This window comes from Ornithinimicrobium sediminis (assembly GCF_021272345.1).
Lineage (GTDB): Bacteria > Actinomycetota > Actinomycetes > Actinomycetales > Dermatophilaceae > Ornithinicoccus > Ornithinicoccus sediminis_B.
This window is the reverse complement of the sequence record NZ_JAJSDQ010000012.1, coordinates 34,284-50,847: the sequence shown is the minus strand read 5'-3', so window position 1 is coordinate 50,847 and position 16,564 is coordinate 34,284. Positions and strand designations below refer to the sequence as shown.

Genomic DNA, 16,564 nt, shown 5'->3' with positions numbered 1-16,564 from the left:
TGAGGAGCGGTTCCTTAGACAGCTCCACACCTCACTCGGAGGTCTTCCTCATGTCACGTCGACACCCCGGTTCCGTACCCAACCTCCGTGGTCAGTACACCTAGCCGAGGCACGTTCACACGGGAACGCGCTGGCCAGGTCCGGACGGACCGGTAGGGCGGGAGTGAGTCACTCCCGCCCTACCGGGTTGTCAGTCGCGTCGGGCGACGAAGAGTGTTGGCCGATCCTAGGTCATGGACCCGGGCCCGCCGACACGGGCTACGTCACTCCGAGCGCACCCACTGCTCCGCGTTCCAGGCGGTGCCGGTCTGCGTCGAGTTGAAGAAGATGTTCTCGATCGAGGACTCGTGTGCCACGAGGCCCGGGTGCGAGAAGATCGGGATGCCGTAGAGGTTGTCCCACAGCAGCTTCTCGATCACCTTCTGCTGCTCCAGGTGCACCTCCGGGTCGGAGGACCCGGCGAGCGTGTTCCAGGCCTCGTCGACCTCCTCGTTGGAGAAGCCACCGAAGTTCTGGCCACCGTCGGTGGAGTAGATCGGCTGGCCCGAGGCGATCTGGCCCGAGCCCGCCCAGGCGAACAGGGCGATCTCCCAGTCACCGGTCTCCAGCGAGCCACCCGCAGCGAAGAACTCCGGGTCACCCGCGTCGACGATGTTGAAGCCGGCCTCGTCACAGCTGGACTTGATGGCCGTGACCTGGTCGGTGCGACGCTGGTTCGGAGCCGAGTAGCCGATGCGGACCTCGACCGGCGTGTCGAGGCCGGCCTCCTCCAGCTTGGACGTCGCGCCCTCGATGTCGACCTCGTCGTAGCGACCGTCGTAGGCCGCCTCGACGACCTCGTCGTAGGTCTCCTGGAACGGGAAGACCTCGCGGAGGTTCATGACCTCGGCCTCGGGGTTGATCGGTGCGATCAGGTTGTCGATGATCTGCTGACGGGGCACGCACATCGCGAACGCCTCACGGGCGGCCAGGCCGCCGTTCTCGTCCGCGAAGGGGCTGTCCTCCGCGAAGTTGAAGTCGAGGTGCTCCCAGGTGAGCGAGTCACCGCGCAGCAGGGTGAAGTCCTCACCGAGGGCCTCGATCTGCGAGACGGTGTCCACCGTGGCCTGAGGCTCGATGACGTTGATGTCACCGTTCTCCAGAGCCTGGACGTGCGTCTCCGGTGCGGCGAAGCGGAAGGTCAGGTTCGCCGTGGCCGGGACCGGTCCGTAGTAGCTCTCGTTGGGCACCAGGGTGAGGTACTCCGGGCTGTTCCAGGTCGCGCCGTCCAGCGAGTACGGGCCGCTCGAGGGCACCAGGGAGGCCTCCGGCAGCGACTTGTCGCCGAAGATCCAGCCGGTGTTCCAGAACTCCGCGACCTCGTCCATGCCCTCGGTCTCGCCGTCGATGACGGCCTGGGCCAGCTCGGCCGGCTCCAGTCCGACCTGCTCGGCGACCACGTGCGAGGGCTTGGCCGCCGAGACGAGGAGCTCCCAGTCCGGGTAGGGCTCGGGGTAGGTGACCGTGAAGGTCTTGCTGTCGGGCTCGGTCTCGAGGCCGTCCGGCACGTAGACGCCGAAGGTGTCGCTCACCGGGTCGAACGGACCGTCCTCGTCACCGAACAGGCTGCTCGGGTTGGAGGAGGCCCACTCCAGCAGGTAGTCGTTGGAGGTGATCGGCGTGCCGTCCTCCCACACGGCCTCGTCGGAGATCGTGTACTCGACCGTGAACGGGTCCTCGCTGGTGACCTCGTAGGAGCCGAAGTCCTCGTTGGGGTAGACGGTGCCGTCGGTGCCCCAGTACCAGAAGCCCTCCTGCAGCCGGCCGTTGACCACGGCGTTGTAGGTGGAGTTGGTGGCGGAGGTGTCCCCGTTGTAGGCCTCCCACTCGACCTCACCGATGGAGTAGAAGATCTCGTCGTCGGCGGTCGTCACGTCACCCAGGTCGGGCTTCGCGGTGTCCTGCTGGCCGGCGTCGCCGGTCTCCTCGGCACCGTCGCCGGTGCCCTCCGCACCGTCGCCGGTTTCCTCCGAGGTGTCCTCGGACCCCGCGCCACCCCCGGCATCGGTGTCCGAGTCGCCGGAGTCCGATGTGCACGCGGTCAGCGCCAGGGCTCCCGCGGCCACGATGGCCATCGTCGTGCGCCTGATCTTCAATGTTCCTCCTGAGTGAATGGTCGCGCCCCTGAGCGAGCCCCTCCGGCCTTGCCGGACCGGCGCACGCCTGCGGGTGCACCGAGGTTGCAGGGCAAAGTTATGCAGGAAGTCCGCACTTTGCCACCGAAGAGACAGCAAGGTGACCCGATCGTTACCGACTTGAGACTAAGTTACCGACGGGTTACGCCAGCAGGTCCGGCGGGTCGACCACTGCGACAACATGACCGGTGGCCTTGTGGGCGCTCCGCCCTCTCCGGAGCCGTCTGACCGCCTGGACCACGAGGTCGTCGCACACCGCCGCGGCCGACCCCTCACGGCCCCGCACCACCACCTGGACCTGCGGCTCGTCCCCAGGTCTGTCGTGCCCACCTCGACCCGTCACGGGGACCGGCCCGAGGACCTCCAGCGCGGACAGGCCGGGGTCGGTGACGACCCCCGAGGCCCAGGCCGTGACGGCGTCGGCGTCCCCCGAGACGACGGCGGCCCGGCGGACCGGAGGCAGCCGCAGGGAGGCACGGTCGGCCACCTCCTGGGCGACGAACCACTCCGGGTCCCAGCGCACCAGGGCCTCGACCGGCCGCACGTGCCCGTGCGGAGGGACGCCGACGACGACCACCTGCCCTCCCGCACCGGAGGGCCGGGTGAGAGCCGCTGCGTCCGCCCAGCGCCGGAAGGCCTCCACCGCGGTGTCCAGCCCGGGCCGGTCCAGCAGGGCCCACCCGTCGAGGAGGAGGGTCGCGGCATAGCCGCCGGCGGCGACGGGCTCGGCTCCCGGGGTCGCGACGACGACCGCCGGGGTGTCCCCCACCTCGGGCAGCACGTGGCCGGCGCGTGAGCTGCGCACCGGCACACCGGGGAACGCTCGCCCGATCTCCTCGGCCGTGCGCTGGTCGCCGACGACCGCAGGCCTGCGGCCCGTGGCCCCGCACTCGGGACAGGGGACGTCGGGGACGCCCTGGCCGCACCACTGGCAGGCCGCCCGACGCTCCGGTCCGTCCACCACGCTGGGCCCCCCGCAGTGGGTGCAGCGCAGTGGATGCCGGCACCGGGCGCAGCTCAGCCCCACGGCATACCCGCGCCGCGGCACCTGCACGAGCACCGGTCCGCGCTCCAGCGCGTCGTGCACGGTGCGCCAGGCCAGGCTCGGGATCCGGGCGCGCGCAGCCGCCGCGTCGCGCTCGGCCTCCACCCCCTCACCCGCGACCAGCACCCTCGGGGCGCTGTCCCGCACCGACCGGTGGTGCGGGGCGACGGGCTTGACCCGCCCCTGGTCGACCCAGAGCTGGACCTCGGGGGAGCGCACGAACCCCCCCAGGAGCAGCGCCGATCCGGCGTGCTCGGCACGGGTCCGGAGCACCTCACGGATGTGCGGGTAGGGCGTGCGGGGCTCCCGGAGCAGGTCGTCTCCGTCATCCCACACCGCGAGGAGTCCCGGGTCGAGCACGGGAGCGTACGCAGCAGCGCGGGTGCCGACCACGATGCGCTGGTGGCCCCGCAGCACGGAAAGCCAGGCACGGTACCGCTCACCGGGGCCGAGGTCGGCCGTGAGCCGTGCATGCCGGCCAGGCCCGAGGACGGCGTCGACGGCAGCACAGACCCGGTCGACGTCGCGGTGGTCGGGCACGACGACGACACTCCCCCGACCGGAGGAGAGGGTGGCGGCCGCCGCCTCCGCCAGGGCGAACGGCCAGTCCTGCGCGCCGGTCCGCCCCGGGAGCGCCGTCCATGCCGCCGAGGGAGACTCACCGGCGGAGAGCCGCCGCAGGAACGCCGGCCCCGCGGGATGGTCTGCCCAGGCAGTGCCCGCCACCGGGGCGACACCCGCGTCACCGGGCGCCTCGACCACTTCGGCCTCGACCCGCGCATGACGTGGTGGGACGGCCAGCCGCAGCACGTCCGCCATGGTGCCGCCGTAGTGGTCGGCCACGGCACGACACACCGCCGCGGTGTGCGGGGTGAGCACCGGCTCGTCACCGACCACCCGGCGCAGGGGCGAGAGCGGTCCGGCGTGCTCGGCGCGGTCGGTCCGCTCCAGCACGAACCCGTCGTGGTCCCGCCCGGCCAGGCGCACCCGGACCCGCACCCCGGGGACCGCCCGCTGCGCGAGGTCCTCGGGGACGGCGTACTCGAACGGGCGGTCGAGGTGGGGCAGGGGCGTGTCCACGACCACGCGGGCCACCGGCAGGTCCACGGACGCGGGTGTGCCGGTGGGACGGCGGCGAGGCCGCTGCTCCGGCACGAGGGCCAGCTGCTCCCCCTGTGGCGCGTCGCCCGGTCCGCTCATGGCACCGGTCTACCGCACGGGACCGACAGGGCGGTCAGCAGGCCGACTGCAGGGCCCCGACGCGGTCGGTGCGCTCCCAGGTGAACCCGCGGTCCAGGCCCGGGACCGACGTGCGACCGAAGTGGCCGTACGCCGCGGTCGGCTGGTAGATCGGCCGCAGCAGGTCCAGCTCCTCCACGATGGCCGCGGGACGCAGGTCGAAGACGCTCGTGATCGCGCCCTCGATCTTCTCGACGGGGACCGTATGGGTGCCGAAGGTCTCCACGTAGAGGCCGACCGGGCGCGCGGTGCCGATGGCGTAGGCGACCTGGATCTCGCATCGCCGGGCCAGTCCGGCCGCGACGACGTTCTTGGCGACCCACCGCAAGGCGTAGGCCGCCGACCGGTCCACCTTGCTGGGGTCCTTGCCGGAGAAGGCTCCCCCGCCGTGCCGCGCCATCCCCCCGTAGGTGTCGACGATGATCTTGCGGCCCGTCAGGCCGGCATCCCCCATGGGCCCCCCGACGACGAAGATCCCCGTGGGGTTGATCAGGGTGCGGTAGTCGCTGGTGTCGAGCACCACGCCGGCGTCGCGCGCCTCCTCCAGCACAGGCGTGACCACCCGGGCCCGGATGTCGGGAGCGAGCTGGTCGGACAGCGAGATGCCGTCGGCGTGCTGGGTGGAGAGGACGACGGTGTCGAGACGCACGGGGCGGTCGTCCTCGTAGCCGATGGTGACCTGCGTCTTGCCGTCCGGACGCAGGTAGTCCAGCTCTCCCGACGTGCGCACCTGGGAGAGCTGCTCGGCCAGCCGGTGCGCCAGGAAGATCGGCAGGGGCATGAGCTCGGGGGTGTCGTCACTGGCGTAGCCGAACATCAGCCCCTGGTCACCGGCGCCCTGGGCGTTGCGGACGTCCTCGGTCGAGCCGGTGCGGTGCTCGTATGCGGTGTCGACGCCGACCGCGATGTCGGTGGACTGCTCCCCGATGGAGACCTCCACGCCGCAGGTGCGGCCGTCGAAGCCCTTGTGCGAGTTGTCGTAGCCGATGGCCAGGATCGTGTCGCGCACGATCCGTGGGATGTCGGCGTAGCCGCTGGTGCGCACCTCCCCGGCGACGTGGACCAGGCCGGTCGTGACGAGGGTCTCGACCGCGACCCGCGACTGCGGGTCCTGTCGCAGGAGCTCGTCGAGGATGCCGTCGCTGATCTGGTCACAGATCTTGTCGGGGTGCCCCTCGGTGACGGACTCGGAGGTGAACAGACGGGCCACAGGCTTCTCCTCGGGTTGCAGCGGCTGCTGACTGACGCCCGGGGAGTCTAGCCCTAGGGCCTCAGCGTGCCTGCAGCACCTCGAGGACGGCGTCCCAGACGGCGGTCGCCGTCACCCGCTTGTCCGCAGGGCCGACGCGACGGGGCTCGTCCGTGCCGGGCCGGAGCAGATGGACCGTGCTCTCGTCCTGGCCGAAGGTCACGCCCGGTCCGACCTCGTTGGCCACGAGCAGGTCGCACCCCTTCCGTGCCAGCTTGGCCCGGGCATGGTGGATGAGGTCCCCGTCGGCGTCCCCGGTCTCGGCCGCGAAGCCCACGACCACCGGTCGTGGCGCGGCACCGCGCTCCTGCACCAGCCCGGCCAGGATGTCCGGGTTACGGACCAGGGGGACCGTCGGGGAGGCCTCCTCGTCACCGGGGCCGTGGCGCTTCTTGATCTTGGTCTCGGTGTAGCGGGCAGGACGGAAGTCGGCCACCGCCGCGGCCATCACGACCACGTCCGCCCCGGCCGCTGCACGCCACACCGCTTCCTGCATCTCCAGCGCGGACTCCACCCGCTCGACCTCGACCCCGTGGGGCACCGGGAGCTCGGTCGGGGCACTGACGAGGTGGACGACGGCACCGCGGGCGGCGGCCACGTCGGCCAGCGCGTAGCCCTGCTTGCCGGAGGAACGGTTGCCGAGGTAGCGCACCGGGTCCAGCGGCTCCCGGGTGCCTCCTGCGGTGACCACGACCTGCAGGCCGGCGAGGTCCTGCTGCGGCGTGCCGGGGCGGCCGTCGACCAGCGCCATCGCGGCGGAGAAGATCTCCTCCGGGTCGGGCAGACGGCCCGGCCCGGTGTCGGCGCCCGTGAGGCGCCCGCTGGCGGGCTCGAGGACGTGCACACCACGCGACCGCAGGAGCCCGACGTTGGCCGCCGTCGCGGGATGTGTCCACATCTCCGTGTGCATCGCCGGTGCGACCAGCACCGGGCACCGGGCGGTGAGCAACGTGGACGTGAGCAGGTCGTCCGCCAGGCCGTGGGCGGCCCGCGCGAGCAGGTCGGCGGTCGCCGGGGCCACGACGACCAGGTCTGCCTGCTGGCCGAGCCGGACGTGCGGGACCTCGTGGACGCGGTCCCACACGCCGGCTGCCACCGGACGGCCGGACAGCGCGGCCCACGTGGGCGCTCCGACGAACTCCAGGGCGGCCCGCGTGGGCACGACGGTGACCTCGTGACCGGCCTCGGTGAGCAGGCGCAGCAGGGAACACGCCTTGTACGCCGCGATGCCGCCGCTCACCCCCAGGACGACCCGCATACGGCCGGGCTCAGCTCGGGGCGTCGGTGGGGCTCGAGGTGTGCAGCTTGCGCTGGTCGATCTCGTGCAGCGCGATGGAGAGCGGCTTGTCGGTCTGGTCGGCCTCCACGAGGGGGCCGACGTACTCCAGCAGGCCCTCGCTCAGCTGCGAGTAGTAGGCGTTGATCTGACGCGCCCGCTTGGCGGCATAGATCACCAGCGCGTACTTGGAGTCCGCCTTCTCGAGCAGGCTGTCGATCGGCGGGTTGGTGATGCCGTCGGGGTGGGCCAGGGTGCCAATCACGGAATGTCAGTCCTTCGGGTCGAGGATGGCTCAAGGAGCAATGATACGAGTTCTTCGGCCGCGCGGGCGACATCGTCGTTGACGATGGTCACGTCGAACTCCGTGGCGGCCGCCAGCTCGGTGCGCGCCGTCCGCAGCCGCACCGCACGCTCCTCCTCGGTCTCCGTGCCACGGCCGACCAGCCGGTCCACCAGGTCGTCCCACGACGGGGGTGCCAGGAACACGAAGAGCGCCTCCGGCATGGCCGCGCGCACCTGCCGGGCGCCCTGCAGGTCGATCTCCAGCAGGGCCGGCCGTCGCTGCGCCAGCACCCTCTCCACCGGCCGCCGAGGGGTGCCGTACTTCGCGCGCCCGTGGACCACCGCCCACTCCAGGAGGTCACCCTCGGCGCGCATGCGCTCGAAGTCGGCGTCGCTGACGAAGTGGTAGTGGACCCCGTCCTGCTCACCCGGTCGCGGCGGGCGTGTCGTCGCAGACACCGACAGCCACACCTCGGGGTGGTGCCGTCGCACGTAGCCCGCGACCGTGCCCTTGCCCACCGCGGTGGGCCCGGCCAGCACGACCAGCCGGGGGTGCGCTGCACCCCCGGCCGGTCGTTCGGAGTCCGTCACCGGGCTCGCTGTCGGCGTGTCGATGGCCGGTCAGACCTGGCTGAAGCGGTCGAGCAGCTTCTCCGTCTGGTTCGCACCGAGACCGCGGACCCGCCGGCTCTCGGAGATGCCGATCTCGTCCATGATCGCGCGCGCCCGGACCCGCCCGACCCCGGGCATGGACTCCAGCAGCGCCGAGACCTTCATCTTGCCGACAACGTCGTTCTGCTTGCCCTCGGCGATGACCTCCTTGAGAGAGCCCTGCGAGTTCTTCAGTCGGTTCTTCACGGCAGCGCGCTCGCGCCGCGCCTCAGCGGCCTTGGCCAGTGCGTCGGCACGCTGCTCGGGGGTGAGTTGGGGAAGTGCCACGTCCGTCTCCTCGATGTCGTTGTGCTGTCTGGACGGGGCCGGGCGGCGTGTGCCCGGTCCGTTCCTCGCGGTGGCCCACCGTGCCTGAGCACGCCTTTCGTAGACCTCCACCTGCGAACTTAACGACTCTGTCACCGAGTGCCAACCTCAGAGGCACGGCACGCGGGCTCACCCGAGAGCGTGCCTGAGCTCGTCCCCGAGCTCGGCCACCCTGCGGCTGAGCTGCGCTGCAGCCGGACCGGCCGAGAGCACTCCACGGCTCACCGGCACGACGAGGCGGGAGGTGCATCCGGCGAAGAGTCGGGCCAGGTCAGCGGGCTGAGCGCCCTGGGATCCCACCCCGGGTGCCAGGATCGGCGCCCCTGACCCTGCCAGGTCCAGACCGAGGTCCTCCACCGCGCTACCGACGGTCGCGCCCACCACGACGCCGACATCGCCCATGGGGGTCGCCCCCGCGTTGTCACGGGTCGCTCCCGCCACGACCCGCGCGGCCACCGAGGGGGTGCCGGCGTGCTGCGTCGCCACCCCCTCGGGGTTGGAGGTCAGGGCCAGCACGAAGACCCCCCGGCCCGACGCGCGTGCGAGCTCGACCGCGGGGCGGAGGGAGCCGTAGCCCAGGTAGGGGCTGACAGTCAGTGCGTCGGCCGCCAGAGGCGAGCCCTCGGCGAGGTAGGCCTGGGCGTAGGCCTCCATCGTCGAGCCGATGTCACCGCGCTTGGCGTCCAGGATGCTGACCGTGCCGGACCCCGCCAGGTCCTCCAGCACCCGCTCCAGCACGGCGACGCCACGCGCACCGTGCCGCTCGAAGAAGGCCGACTGCGGCTTCACCGCGCTCACCCGGCCGGCCACCGCCTCCACCACCGTCCGGCTGAAGCGCTCCAGACCCGACGGGTCGTCGCCCATCCCCCACGCACGGAGCAGGTGCGGATGCGGGTCGAGGCCGACACACAGCGGTCCGTGCGCCGCCAGGGCGGCATGCAGCCGTGCGCCGAACCGCTCACGCGTCACGCTCACGGCGCCGTCTCGGCGGGCCGGCCGTGCAGGTCCAGCCGGGCGGCATGCTCCTGCAGGGAGGACACCTGCATGTCACCCCGCTGCATGGCCTCGATGCCGAGGACGGCGGCACCGAGCTGCTGGACGGTCGTGATGATCGGACGGTCCAGGCTGGTGGTCGCCGCGCGGATGGCGTACCCGTCGGCCCTCGCGTCCCGACCCGACGGCGTGTTGACCACCATGTCCACCTCACCGGAGGCGATGCGGTCCACCACCGTGGGCTCACCGGACGGGCCGCGGCCTGTGCTGTGCTTGCGCACCACCTCGGCCTCGATGCCGTTGCGTCGCAGGACGTCGGCGGTGCCACTCGTCGCGAGGAGCCGGAAGCCCAGGTCCACCAGGCGCTTGATGGGGAAGATCATCGAGCGCTTGTCCCGGTTGGCGACCGAGACGAACACCGTGCCGTGGGTGGGCAGGGCCGACCCCTGGCGCAGCTGGCTCTTGGCGAAGGCGGTGCCGTAGTCGACGTCGATGCCCATCACCTCACCGGTCGAGCGCATCTCGGGCCCCAGGATCGAGTCCACCGCATGCCCCTCCTGGGTGCGGAAGCGGCGGAAGGGCAGGATGGCCTCCTTGACGCTGACCGGGGAGTCCACGGGCAGCTGTCCGCCGTCGACGTGGGCGGGCAGCATCCCCTCCTCGCGCAGCTCGGCGATCGTCGCCCCGAACATCACGCGGGCCGCCGCCCTCGCCAGGGGGACCCCGGTGGCCTTCGCGACGAACGGCACGGTGCGACTGGCCCGAGGGTTGGCCTCGAGCACGTAGAGCACGTCCTGGGCCAGGGCGAACTGCACGTTGATCAGGCCGCGGACCCCGATCGACTCGGCCAGGAGGCGGGTGGCCTCCCGCACCCGCCGCATCTCCTCCCTGCCCAGGGTGATGGGCGGCAGGACGCACGCCGAGTCGCCGGAGTGGATGCCGGCCTCCTCGATGTGCTCCATGATGCCTCCGAGGTAGAGGTCGTGGCCGTCGTAGAGCCCGTCGACGTCGATCTCGATGGCCTCGTCGAGGAACCGGTCCACCAGCACGGGGTGCTCCGGCGACGCCTCGGTGGCACGCCCCACGTAGCGGCTGAGCGACTCGTCGTCGTAGACGATCTCCATCCCGCGACCACCCAGCACGTAGGAGGGCCGGACCAGCACGGGGTAGCCGATCTCGTGCGCCACCTCCAGCGCGTCGGCCACGCTGTAGGCGGTGCCGTGACGCGGCGCGGTCAGCCCGGTCTCGGCGAGCACCCGCCCGAACGCACCGCGGTCCTCGGCCAGGTGGATCGCCTCCGGAGAGGTGCCCACCACGGGCACCCCTTCAGCCTTGAGCTTCGCTGCCAGCCCCAGCGGTGTCTGGCCTCCCAGCTGCACGATGACCCCGGCCACCGGACCCGCGGCACGCTCGGCGTGCACCACCTCCAGCACGTCCTCGAGCGTGAGCGGCTCGAAGTAGAGCCTGCTCGAGGTGTCGTAGTCGGTGGAGACCGTCTCGGGGTTGCAGTTGACCATGACGGTGTCGAACCCGACGTCGCGCAGTGCCAGCGACGCATGCACGCACGAGTAGTCGAACTCGATGCCCTGGCCGATCCGGTTGGGCCCGGACCCGAGGATGATGACCGCGGGCCGCTCGCGAGGGGCGACCTCCGTCTCCTCGTCGTAGCTGGAGTAGTGGTAGGGCGTCAGCGCCTCGAACTCTCCGGCACAGGTGTCGACCGTCTTGTAGACCGGTCGCACGCCCAGCGCATGGCGCACACCGCGGACGACGTCCTCGCTCATGCCCACCAGTTCCGCGATCTGCCCGTCGGACAGCCCCACCCGCTTGGCGCGGCGCAGCACCTCCGGCTGCAGCCGCCCGGGACCCTCGTGGGCGGCCCGGTGGACCTCTTCGGCCACCTCGTTGACCATGACGATCTGGTCCAGGAACCACGGGTCGATACGGGTGGCCTCGTGGGCCTCCTCGACCGTCACGCCCCCGCGCAGCGCCTGCTGCACGAGCACCAGCCGCCCGTCGGTGGGCGTGCGAGCCTGGTCGATGAGCGCCAGCGCCTGCTCCCGGCTCGGCTGCTCCTCCGGACGCCAGTGGAAGGACGAGCCCTTCTGCTCGGTCGAGCGCAGAGCCTTGTTGAGGGCCTGGGCGAAGTTGCGGCCGATGGCCATGGCCTCGCCGACCGACTTCATCGTCGTCGTGAGCGTGGGGTCGGCGGCCGGGAACTTCTCGAACGCGAAGCGCGGCACCTTGACGACCACGTAGTCCAGGCTCGGCTCGAAGCTCGCCGGGGTCCGCTGCGTGATGTCGTTGGGCACCTCGTCGAGCGTGTAGCCCAGGGCCATCTTCGCCGCGATCTTGGCGATCGGGAAGCCCGTCGCCTTAGAGGCCAGTGCCGAGGAGCGGGACACCCGGGGGTTCATCTCGATGACGATGACCCGGCCGTCCTCGGGGTTGACGGCGAACTGGATGTTGCACCCACCTGTGTCGACCCCCACCTCGCGGATCACCGCGATGGCGATGTCGCGCAGGCGCTGGTACTCACGGTCGGTGAGTGTCATGGCGGGGGCGACGGTGATGGAGTCCCCGGTGTGGACCCCCATGGGGTCGAGGTTCTCGATGGAGCAGACGACGACCACGTTGTCGGCACGGTCGCGCATGACCTCGAGCTCGTACTCCTTCCACCCCATGATCGACTCCTCGAGGAGCACCTCCGTGGTGGGGCTGTCCTGCAGCCCTGCCCCGGCGATGCGTCGCAGCGACTCCTCGTCGTAGGCGAAGCCCGAGCCCAGCCCGCCCATGGTGAAGCTGGGCCGCACCACCAGGGGGTAGCCGAGCTCCTCGGCCGCGCCCAGCACCTCCTCCATCGTGTGGCAGATGGTGCTGCGTGCGGACTCGGCGCCGCAGCGCTCGACGACCCCCTTGAAGGCCTGGCGGTCCTCCCCCAGCTGGATGGCCTCGACGTTGGCACCGATCAGCGGGCAGCCGTAGCGCTCCAGGGTGCCCGCCTCGTGCAGGGCGATCGCCGCGTTGAGCGCGGTCTGTCCACCCAGCGTGGCCAGGACGGCGTCCGGGCGCTCCTTGGCGATGATCTTCTCGACGATCTCCGGGGTGATGGGCTCCACGTAGGTCGCGTCGGCGACCTCGGGGTCGGTCATGATCGTGGCGGGGTTGGAGTTGACCAGCACGACGCGGATCCCCTCCTGGCGCAGCACCCGGCAGGCCTGCGTGCCGGAGTAGTCGAACTCCGCGGCCTGTCCGATGACGATCGGGCCGGACCCGATCACCAGCACGCTCCTGATGTCCTCACGCCTGGGCACTGCGGGCCTCCTCCATGAGGTCGACGAACCGGTCGAAGAGGTACTCCGCGTCATGCGGCCCGGCCGCGGCCTCGGGGTGGTACTGCACCGAGAAGGCCGGTGTCTGCAGACACTGCACGCCCTCCACGACGTCGTCGTTGAGCGCGACGTGCGAGACGCGTGCCGGGCCGTACGGCGTGTCCGCCGGCTGGTCCAGGTGGCCCGGCCAGGCGATGGCGAAGCCGTGGTTGTGGCTGGTCACCTCGACCTTGCCCGTCCGGCGGTCGAGGACCGGCTGGTTGATGCCGCGGTGGCCGAAGGGCAGCTTGTAGGTCTCCAGGCCCAGGGCCCGCCCGAGCAGCTGGTTGCCGAAGCAGATGCCGAAGAACGGGATCCGGTGCTCGAGGACCTGCCGCAGCAGGGCGACCTCGGCGTCGGCGGTCGCCGGGTCGCCCGGGCCGTTGGAGAAGAACACACCGTCGGGGCGCACGGCCCTGACGTCGTCGAAGCTGCTGGTGGACGGCAGCACGTGCACCTCCACGCCACGCGCGGCCAGGAGCGCCGGGGTCATGCCCTTGATGCCCAGGTCGAGGGCGGCGACGGTGAACCTGCGCTCGCCCTCGGCGGGCACGACATACGGCTCCCGGGTGGTCACCTCGGCCGCGAGCGCGGACCCGGCCATCACCGGCGCCTCGGTGACGCGTCGCAGCAGCTCCGCCGCCGAAGCCCGGGCCGCGTCACCAGAGAAGATGCCGGCACGCATCGCCCCCCGGTCGCGGATGTGGCGGGTCAGGGCCCGGGTGTCGACCTCGCTGATGCCGACGACCCCCTGGTCCTGCAGCGCCCGCTCGAGGTCGCCCTGCGAGCGCCAGTTGGACGGCCGGATCGCCGGGTCCCGCACGACGAAGCCGGAGACCCAGATGCGCCTGCTCTCCGTGTCGGTCGTGTTCACGCCGGTGTTGCCGATGTGCGGAGCGGTCATCACGACGACCTGACGGTGGTAGCTCGGGTCGGTGAGCGTCTCCTGGTAGCCGGTCATGCCGGTGCAGAAGACCGCCTCACCCACGGTCTCCCCCGTGGCGCCGTAGGCCTGGCCGGTGAACGTGCGGCCGTCCTCGAGGACGAGGAGGGCGGGCTCGTGCGCTGTCATGCCGCACCTCCCCAGACAAGACCCTCCCGGGCCGTGACGTCCCCGCGCAGCAGTGTCAGGTGCACCGCACCGGTCAACGTCCGACCGTGCCAGGGGTTGTTGCGGGAGAGCGACTGCGACGTCGCGCTGTCGACCGTGACCTCACGCGCGGGGTCGACGAGCGCGATGTTGGCCGGGGCCCCGACGACCAGGCCCTGTCCTTGGGTGCGCAGACGGGCGATCGCGGCGGGGGCGGCCGACATCACCCGGGCGACGTCGGCCCACCCCATCCGCCCCGTGGTGACCATGGTGGTCGTCACCACCGCGAGCGCCTGCTCGAGACCGAGCATGCCGAAGGCCGCGTCGGTGAAGGCGTGCTCCTTGTCCTGACGGACGTGCGGGGCGTGGTCGGTGGCGACGATGTCGATGGTGCCGTCGGCCAGCGCGGTGCGCAGCGCCTCGACGTCCTCGGCAGGGCGCAGCGGCGGGTTCACCTTGTAGACCGGGTCGTAGCCCGTGAGCAGGTCGGTGGTGAGCATCAGGTGGTGCGGCGTCACCTCGGCGGTGACCGCGATGCCCTGGGCCTTGGCCCAGCGCACGACCTCCACGCTACCGGCGGTCGACACGTGGGCGATGTGGACGCGTGAGCCCGTGTGCCGGGCCAGCATCACGTCGCGGGCCACGATCGACTCCTCGGCCACACCCGGCCACCCGGGAAGGCCCAGCCGGCCGGAGAGCTCGCCCTCGTGGCAGCAGGCCGTGCCGTCGGCGAGCTGGGGGTCCTGCGCGTGCTGCGAGACCACACCGTCGAAGGCCTTGACGTACTCCAGCGCACGGCGCATGAGCCGGGCGTCGTGGACACACCTGCCGTCGTCGGAGAACACCCGCACCCGCGCCCGCGAGCGGGCCATGAGCCCGAGCTCGGCCAGCTCGAGGCCGGCCAGCTCCTTGGTCACCGCACCGACGGGGTGGACGTCGACGTAGCCGGCGCGCTGTCCGAGGTCGAGGACCCGCTCGGCCGCCTCGGCCGTGTCGGTGACGGGCGAGGTGTTCGCCATCGCGAAGACGGCGGTGTAGCCGCCGGCCGCGGCCGCGGCACTGCCCGTGGCGATGGTCTCGGCGTCCTCGCGTCCCGGCTCACGCAGGTGCGTGTGCAGGTCGACGAGGCCCGGCAGCGCGACCATGCCGTCGGCGTGCAGCTGCTGCGCCCCCGCAGGAGCCTGCTCCCGCGCGTCGGCCCCCAGAGCCGCGATGTGCCCGTCGACGACGAGGATGTCCTGCACGCCCTGGCCGAGGAGGTCAGCTCCCGTGACGACGAGCGGGGTGGTGGTGGCGGAGCTCACTGGTCGCTCCCTTCCCCTGCGAGCAGGTGGTAGAGGATGGACATCCGGACCGCGACCCCGGCCGAGACCTGGTCGAGCACGAGGGACTGGGCGGCGTCGGCGGCGTCGCCGGAGATCTCCAGGCCACGGTTCATCGGCCCGGGATGGCAGATCACCGCGTGCTCGGGCAGACGGCGCAGCCGGGCCGTGGTGAGCCCGTAGGTCACGGCATACTCCCGTGCCGTCGGGAAGAACCCACCCCCCATCCGCTCGCGCTGGACGCGCAGCATCATCACCGCGTCCACGCTGGGCAGGACGTCGTCCAGCTCGTAGGAGGTGGCGAACCCGTCGGTGTCGGACCACGGCCCGATCCCGCTGGGCATCAGGGTCGGTGGTGCCACCAGGGTCACCCTGGCCCCCAGGGACCGCAGGCACAGCAGGTTGGAGCGCAGCACCCTGGAGTGGGTCAGGTCGCCCACGATGGCCACGTGCCGACCCTCGAGGTCACCGAGCCTGGCGCGCATCGTGTAGGCGTCCAGGAGAGCCTGCGAGGGGTGCTCGTGGGTGCCGTCCCCGGCGTTGACGATCGAGCACCCGGTCCACTGCGCGATCTGGGCGGGGGCACCGGAGGCCATGTGGCGGATGACCATCATGTCGACGCCCATGGCGTCGATCGTCCGCACGGTGTCGCGCAGGCTCTCACCCTTGGACACGGAGGTGCCCTTGCCGGTGAGGTTGATGGTGTCGGCGGACATCCACTTGCCGGCGAGCTCGAACGAGCTGCGCGTGCGGGTGGAGTCCTCGAAGAAGAAGTTGATGATGGTGCGCCCGCGCAGCGTGGGCAGCTTCTTGACCTCGCGGTGCTGCACCTCGTGCATGGTCACGGCGGTGTCCAGGATCCGCAGGATCTCCGCCCGGTCCAGGTCGGCCATCGACAGCAGGTGTCTCACCGCTCCCCCTCCGCGCCGGCGGGCATGATCCGGACCTCGTCGCGGTCGTCGACCTCGGCGAGCCGCACAGAGACCCGCTCGGTCTTCGCGGTGGGCAGGTTCTTGCCGACGTGGTCGGCCCGGACCGGCAGCTCGCGGTGGCCCCGGTCGACCAGCACCGCGAGGCGCACCGCGCGGGGACGGCCGTAGTCGGACAGCGCGTCCAGGGCCGCGCGCACGGTGCGGCCGGAGTAGAGCACGTCGTCGACGAGCACCACGACGGCACCCTCGATCCCCTCGGGCGGCAGCTGCGTCGGCTCGACCTGGCGCACCGGCTGCGCGCGCAGGTCGTCGCGGTACATCGTGACGTCCAGCGAGCCGGCGGGCACGTCATGGCCCTCCACCTCGTGGATGGCGCGGGCCAGGCGCTGGGCCAGGGCGACGCCACGGGTCGGGATGCCCAGCAGGACCAGCCCGTGGGCGCCCTTGTTGGTCTCGAGGATCTCGTGGGCGATGCGCCGCAGGGCCCGGGCGATCTCTGCGGAGGTCAGGACCACACGTCCTGAGCTGGCGCTGGTGTCCGCCGACGTGTCGGGGACCTGGTCACGGGACGGGCTCATCGGCCCACTCCTTCCCCGCCTCACAGGACGGT

Annotated in this window: 13 protein-coding genes; all 13 read right to left on the bottom strand. The window is 71.7% G+C overall.

Features of this window, described 5'->3' with window-relative positions; all coding sequences use genetic code 11:
* Window positions 1-263 precede the first annotated feature (263 nt).
* A complete protein-coding gene (locus LVO85_RS16200; RefSeq protein WP_232748650.1) occupies window positions 264-2,135 on the bottom strand; it encodes an ABC transporter substrate-binding protein in 1,872 nt (623 codons plus the stop codon).
* 181 nt (window positions 2,136-2,316) lie between these two features.
* A complete protein-coding gene (locus tag LVO85_RS16195; RefSeq protein ID WP_232748649.1) occupies window positions 2,317-4,419 on the bottom strand; it encodes a primosomal protein N' family DNA-binding protein in 2,103 nt (700 codons plus the stop codon).
* A gap of 34 nt (window positions 4,420-4,453) precedes the next feature.
* A complete protein-coding gene (gene metK, locus LVO85_RS16190) occupies window positions 4,454-5,668 on the bottom strand; it encodes a methionine adenosyltransferase (RefSeq protein WP_232748648.1) in 1,215 nt (404 codons plus the stop codon).
* Window positions 5,669-5,729: 61 nt separating this feature from the next.
* On the bottom strand, window positions 5,730-6,965 hold the full coding sequence (gene coaBC / locus LVO85_RS16185) for a bifunctional phosphopantothenoylcysteine decarboxylase/phosphopantothenate--cysteine ligase CoaBC (RefSeq protein WP_232748647.1): 1,236 nt from the start codon (window positions 6,963-6,965) through the stop codon (window positions 5,730-5,732).
* 10 nt (window positions 6,966-6,975) lie between these two features.
* The gene (rpoZ, locus tag LVO85_RS16180; RefSeq protein WP_332875460.1) at window positions 6,976-7,248 is read right to left on the bottom strand and encodes a DNA-directed RNA polymerase subunit omega; all 273 of its coding nucleotides are present in this window, start codon (window positions 7,246-7,248) and stop codon (window positions 6,976-6,978) included.
* Window positions 7,245-7,859 carry a guanylate kinase gene (gene gmk, locus LVO85_RS16175; protein ID WP_232748646.1) on the bottom strand — a complete coding sequence of 205 codons (615 nt, stop codon included), beginning with the start codon at window positions 7,857-7,859 and terminating at the stop codon, window positions 7,245-7,247. Before gmk ends, rpoZ begins: the two co-directional genes overlap by 4 nt.
* A gap of 30 nt (window positions 7,860-7,889) precedes the next feature.
* Window positions 7,890-8,207 (bottom strand): integration host factor, actinobacterial type, encoded by a 318-nt coding sequence (gene mihF, locus LVO85_RS16170; protein ID WP_232748645.1) that lies wholly within the window; start codon window positions 8,205-8,207, stop codon window positions 7,890-7,892.
* Between the two features lie 168 nt (window positions 8,208-8,375).
* The gene (gene pyrF / locus LVO85_RS16165) at window positions 8,376-9,221 is read right to left on the bottom strand and encodes an orotidine-5'-phosphate decarboxylase (RefSeq protein WP_232748644.1); all 846 of its coding nucleotides are present in this window, start codon (window positions 9,219-9,221) and stop codon (window positions 8,376-8,378) included.
* Window positions 9,218-12,553: a carbamoyl-phosphate synthase large subunit gene (gene carB / locus LVO85_RS16160; protein WP_232748643.1), complete on the bottom strand. Its 3,336-nt coding sequence runs from the start codon at window positions 12,551-12,553 to the stop codon at window positions 9,218-9,220. Before carB ends, pyrF begins: the two co-directional genes overlap by 4 nt.
* Window positions 12,540-13,682: a glutamine-hydrolyzing carbamoyl-phosphate synthase small subunit gene (gene carA, locus LVO85_RS16155; RefSeq protein WP_232748642.1), complete on the bottom strand. Its 1,143-nt coding sequence runs from the start codon at window positions 13,680-13,682 to the stop codon at window positions 12,540-12,542. The genes carB and carA overlap by 14 nt, the downstream gene beginning before the upstream one ends.
* Window positions 13,679-15,004, bottom strand: a complete 1,326-nt coding sequence (locus tag LVO85_RS16150) for a dihydroorotase (RefSeq protein ID WP_232748641.1) — start codon at window positions 15,002-15,004, stop codon at window positions 13,679-13,681. The genes carA and LVO85_RS16150 overlap by 4 nt, the downstream gene beginning before the upstream one ends.
* Entirely contained in the window at window positions 15,001-15,933 is a 933-nt protein-coding gene (locus LVO85_RS16145) for an aspartate carbamoyltransferase catalytic subunit (RefSeq protein WP_232748640.1), read from the bottom strand. Before LVO85_RS16145 ends, LVO85_RS16150 begins: the two co-directional genes overlap by 4 nt.
* The gene (gene pyrR / locus LVO85_RS16140; RefSeq protein ID WP_232748639.1) at window positions 15,930-16,532 is read right to left on the bottom strand and encodes a bifunctional pyr operon transcriptional regulator/uracil phosphoribosyltransferase PyrR; all 603 of its coding nucleotides are present in this window, start codon (window positions 16,530-16,532) and stop codon (window positions 15,930-15,932) included. The genes LVO85_RS16145 and pyrR overlap by 4 nt, the downstream gene beginning before the upstream one ends.
* Window positions 16,533-16,564: the final 32 nt, after the last annotated feature.